General features: G+C 61.8%; 5 protein-coding genes. 3 read left to right on the top strand and 2 right to left on the bottom strand.

Annotated elements, in window-relative coordinates:
• On the top strand, positions 1-608 hold a 608-nt coding region (locus VFG33_RS18665; protein ID WP_325054175.1), incomplete at its 5' end, for a hypothetical protein.
• A gap of 402 nt (positions 609-1,010) precedes the next feature.
• Here VFG33_RS18665 and VFG33_RS18660 read toward each other — a convergent pair.
• Positions 1,011-1,355, bottom strand: coding sequence for a Rossmann-fold NAD(P)-binding domain-containing protein (locus VFG33_RS18660; protein WP_325054174.1), 345 nt, complete (start codon positions 1,353-1,355; stop codon positions 1,011-1,013).
• Positions 1,356-1,368: 13 nt separating this feature from the next.
• Between VFG33_RS18660 and VFG33_RS18655 the strand changes: the two genes are divergently transcribed.
• Both VFG33_RS18655 and VFG33_RS18650 read left to right on the top strand, forming a co-directional pair.
• Positions 1,369-1,569 carry a hypothetical protein gene (locus VFG33_RS18655; RefSeq protein WP_325054172.1) on the top strand — a complete coding sequence of 67 codons (201 nt, stop codon included), beginning with the start codon at positions 1,369-1,371 and terminating at the stop codon, positions 1,567-1,569.
• 252 nt (positions 1,570-1,821) lie between these two features.
• Complete coding sequence (locus tag VFG33_RS18650; RefSeq protein WP_325054171.1) at positions 1,822-2,079, top strand: hypothetical protein; 258 nt, start codon at positions 1,822-1,824, stop codon at positions 2,077-2,079.
• Between the two features lie 45 nt (positions 2,080-2,124).
• Here the strand turns inward: VFG33_RS18650 and VFG33_RS18645 are convergent, their stop codons facing one another.
• The gene (locus VFG33_RS18645; protein WP_325054170.1) at positions 2,125-2,988 is read right to left on the bottom strand and encodes a hypothetical protein; all 864 of its coding nucleotides are present in this window, start codon (positions 2,986-2,988) and stop codon (positions 2,125-2,127) included.
• Positions 2,989-4,325 lie beyond the last annotated feature (1,337 nt).

Below are 4,325 nucleotides of genomic sequence, written 5' to 3'. Positions count from 1 at the left end.
TCGCCCAGTACCTAACGCCGAACCACACTCTGGGCCTGGCTCGATCCCAGCCCTACGTCCACAACTTACTCAAGCCAATCTTCGAAGATCTGCTCGGGCTCGGCGCTGCCGCGTATGGCGCTGCCTCTGAACGATTCGAGTACCTGCGGCTCGTCGAGGCCACGTTCGAGAACCTCAAACGGACGGGCCGCGAACGAGAAGGTGCTTCAGACGACGCTGAAGTCGAGCGGCTGCTGGCCAGGGCCGAGTTGCCAGTGTCCCAACCGTCGGCGCAGGAGGAAGTCGCTAACGCCAAGGCCTCCGCATACGAGAGGAGGCAGCAGCGCGCCAGTTTTGTGTCGCTTGGTGTGGTCCACCTCTCTGTCACCGAACCGTCGATGGACAGCTATCGAGCGGTTACGGCGGCGGAGCTGGACGCAGAGGTCGTCCGCGATGGCGAGCAGCATCCACTAGTCCGCGCCGGTCTCACCGGCAGCAAGCCGGACCTTTTCCGAGCGACCATGGCTGACGTTGACGCAGCAATAATCCGACTCGCTGACAAAGCAGCCTGGTCGCTCGGTGCTGGATTCATCCCAAGCGAGTTCTACATAGATGAGATCGGTCAATAGAGCCGCGCCGCCACTGGAGGCCCGGGGGAAGCTGATCGGTGGGGTTCTACCCCAGCCTCCTCCTCGCTGGAGCGCCAACAGTTGCCATCACAGTTCAGGAGTCGGTTGGTCTCCCGGGGCGGGGCATGCGCTGAGCGAGGAGACTGGCGGCTCTCTTGTCTGATTCGGGAACCCATGCCGCATAGACCCTCAAGGTAGTTGTACCGCCACCTCCGTGACCGATTCGGCCGGCGACAGTTCGGATGTCCACTCCGGCCGTGACTAGTTCCGTTGCTGAGTAGTGGCGCCACGGCAGCAGCAGCGGAGCTGCCCATGGCGACAGCATCATGACGGTGAACCTCAGCCACGGGAGAGCCATCAGTAGCTTGTCCCGGCGTACTGATAGATGAGGTCCACCAACTGTCATGCACTGCGAGTGTCCGGGGCGTTCGGGATGTGCCACACCTGGCCAGTGGCGTCGGGGTGTTCACCGAGTACGGCGAGCGCTTCACCGATGTCGGGAATATAGGTGTAGGTGTGTGGCTGGTCGGGATCGCCGAGCACGGTGGCGGTCTTGCCGGCCAGGCCGGCCGGGAAGACGCGGTCGCCGAGATTGCGCGCCGCCGCGGGGTCCGAAGTAGTCGGAGGCGCGGCCGATCGCCACCTCGACGCGTCCGGCGACGTGGGCGTCGAGGAGTTCGCGGGCCATCTGTCCGCGCAGTTGCCCCTTCGAGAGCTCGCCCGCAGCCGGCCACGACGCCAGCGCAACGTTCCACCAGCAGTGAGCCCACCCGACGGTTACGTCGACACGGCGGCGGCCGCGCTGATCCTCGGCACCAGCATCCGCTCGACACAACGGCTCGCGGCGACCGAGCGGATCCCTGCCTACCGCGACAGCACGGGCCGTTACTGGTACCGCTCAGAGCAACTGCAGCTCGTACGGCGGGCACGGCAGGCAGCCAGGGACAACCGGCGCCGCTAGCAGCTATGTCCCCACATTCGCCGACTGTTGCAGACGGGCACCTCGCCGGGCCGTGCGATCAAAGGTCGAGCTCGTCCCCAGCTGGGAGGTCGAACCGCGGCTGCGCCGGCTGCTGCCGCCTCAGCCAACAGCATTGACCAACTCCACCAAGCTAAGTGTTCCTCCGGCTTCGTGTGCCACCGCGAGGACTGTCGTCATCGAAGCCGCCGAGCTCTAAAATCCATGTGCCGCTCGGCGCTACACTGCGCTGCCATGGCTGAGCCCAACGAAGAGACTTGCCCCGCGTGCGGCGACGACCTCGTCCGGGAGGATGCTGAGGGTCCGCGTTTGGTCCGCTGGAGGCCGGAGACCGGCAGCAACGCACCTGTGCAGATGTTCTGCAACGAGGCTTGCATGGCCGAGTGGCTCCTCGCGCAGCTCACCCCACAGCAGCTGGTCAGCGTGCTGGATCCGTACCTGTCACGCGGATCGGCGCCGGCGCGGCAGCCGTTCTGGTACGGCCGGGACTGAATCGCCTAGCGCATGGATTGGCGGCTTCGGATCTCGGCTCTGTTGCTACAGGATTCGGGTGAGAAGAGTGAGGATGGCCGCTAGGCTAGCAACAAGCGCTGCCATATAGACTTGGAAGTCACTTCTCCTTAATGCTTCCATCACGTCCGCCGCGTGCTCGGCGTAAACCAACTCCGCTTCAAAATTCCAGCTTGCCACAAGGTCGGCGATGTCTGTGAAAGCTACAAGCTCGGCATGCAATTGAGTTTGCAGAAGTACCTCCTTGTGGAACAGATCGTGATCACTTGTGATCTTCCTGGCGTCGAGGACAAGTAGCGATAAATCCTGCGCCTGACCCCCGCGAAAGAGTCGCTTCAGCTTGCTAGCCAACTGGCGGTCGGTATGAAACTCTATTAACTCCTTGGCGCTGGCTCTCACTCCATGAGCGTTAGTCCTCCGATCCTGCGCCAGCATGTATTCGTAAATCAGGTGAGATGTCTCATACTGCATTGCCTTCTGGAGATGCCACAATGCATCCAACTGGCGATCTGAGAAACTGTCTGTCGAGTATGCGAAGCTGTCCAGCCTGACCGGGGTCAGCGTCGTTGCCGTCTTACCGAAACGCTGCTGTTGGTGCTCTTCGGCTACCAGAATTGCATCAAGGGGAAACGGGAAGAGGTCCGCGCTGTGGAGGTTGACATTCGTGCGCTCCGTGACTTGTTTGCTTCTCCACCACTCGTCCAAATGACCAGCAACCACTCGGAGAGCATGCGATCCTCTGGCGGCTGGCGATCCGTTAACGCAGGCCGCGAAGGCCGTTGGATACAGAGGGCCATACCGAATGGAGAGTTCGAAATCTTCGGTGCCGGTATCTGGTTCACTTTCCCTCAGATATTCTCGCTGCTTCTCGTGGCTCACGTTGATGCGCATGAGCACTAGTCCGGACGCAGGCACACTAGCCGAGACCGACCTGGGTAACGTCAGCAGCTTCCGGGCCTCAGTGTCTTCGGTGCGACTTTGATCGAACCAGCACTGCACAAGATCGACGCCTGGGAGGTCGACCGCTCTTGCGATATCACTTTGCCGATCAGTCGTGCTTTCGGATTCCAGGCTAAAGCAGAGAAGGCCAACACCAAACACTAATCCATCCATGAGGCCCCCCGGCCGGTAGTTCAGAGCTACCAGAGACAATGCAGCCCGGCTTGCCGAGCTCTTACTTGCCCAGGAGCATAGATTGCAATGAGCAGCGAGCAAAGGGCCTGCCGTCAAGTTCTTCCAGGATCGGCGGACATAACTCTTGCCACCGCTCGACCGACAGCCGATCCGCAGGTGACCCAAGAGGCTGCGGGACCGCCGTCGCGGAATCAGACGGCCACGGTGACAGGATCACCACCGCCATTGGCTGTGAGGGGCGGCGGCTGAGTGGTCGGCCGTTGCCTCAGGGCGATGCCACCTGCCACCAGGGGGTTCGAATTCGGAATCGGCGGTGCCGTGTGTCGCCCAGCCTGGCTGCTCGGCTGGCTTTCGTGCGGTCGGTTGCTCGGGGCTCCTGTCATCCCGTGAGGCTATGCATCACATGGTCGCCCAAAGCAACTGTTTGACACCTCCTGTAACGCTGTCGTTCCGACCAGAGGCAAGGCCACGCGGTCAGCTTCCGGTGCTCTGCGTGGCATCATCCGTGGCACGAAACTGTGGATACTGACGGGAATCTCACGCTCGATGCGGATGGCCGTGTTGCCAAACGCGCAGGTAGAGAGCGGATGTGACGCTGTAGGTCGTCCTCGTAATGAGAAGGTCATCAGTTCGACTCCCTCTTTGCCGAGTTGAGCTCTAATGGATCAAGGCGCGCCTTCGGCGCGCGGCGCGGACGTGCGCATGCGGCCTCCGGCCGTTCACCGCCCGCGCCCGCTCTCGGTGTCTTTCAGTAGATCCAAGGCATTGCCTCCGGCGGGGGCCTCACGACTCCGGGATGACGGGTCCGAATCGGCCGGCACTCTGGTCGAGGGCGGGTGCGTCTTCCCGCCTGCCGCTCAGCCCAGTCAGGACCTATCAGGATCGCGCTACGCGTGGGATGAACGGCAGACGGGAAGACGCAAGGCGGACCTGTGGAGCGAATGCTCAGAATCATGACAACCCCAGGCGGTCGGGGTCACAGTAACAGCGGAATTTTTTTGAAGATGTATCGATAATTCTAATTATCCGCGATTTTTTTTCGTCGTCTCGGGGCGCGCTCAAGCCATTGAAAGAGACGAGCGCGGCCAGCGTGA

The sequence above is a fragment of the Kribbella sp. genome (assembly GCF_035687465.1).
GTDB lineage: Bacteria > Actinomycetota > Actinomycetes > Propionibacteriales > Kribbellaceae > Kribbella.
Note: the sequence above shows the minus strand (reverse complement) of the source record. Positions and strands in the feature narration are given on the sequence as shown.

Coding starts and splice junctions, on each gene's coding strand:
- VFG33_RS18645 (WP_325054170.1), bottom strand. CDS start 2,988: ATGCGCATCAACGTGAGCCACGAGAAGCAGCGAGAATATCTGAGGGAA.
- VFG33_RS18650 (WP_325054171.1), top strand. CDS start 1,822: ATGGCTGAGCCCAACGAAGAGACTTGCCCCGCGTGCGGCGACGACCTC.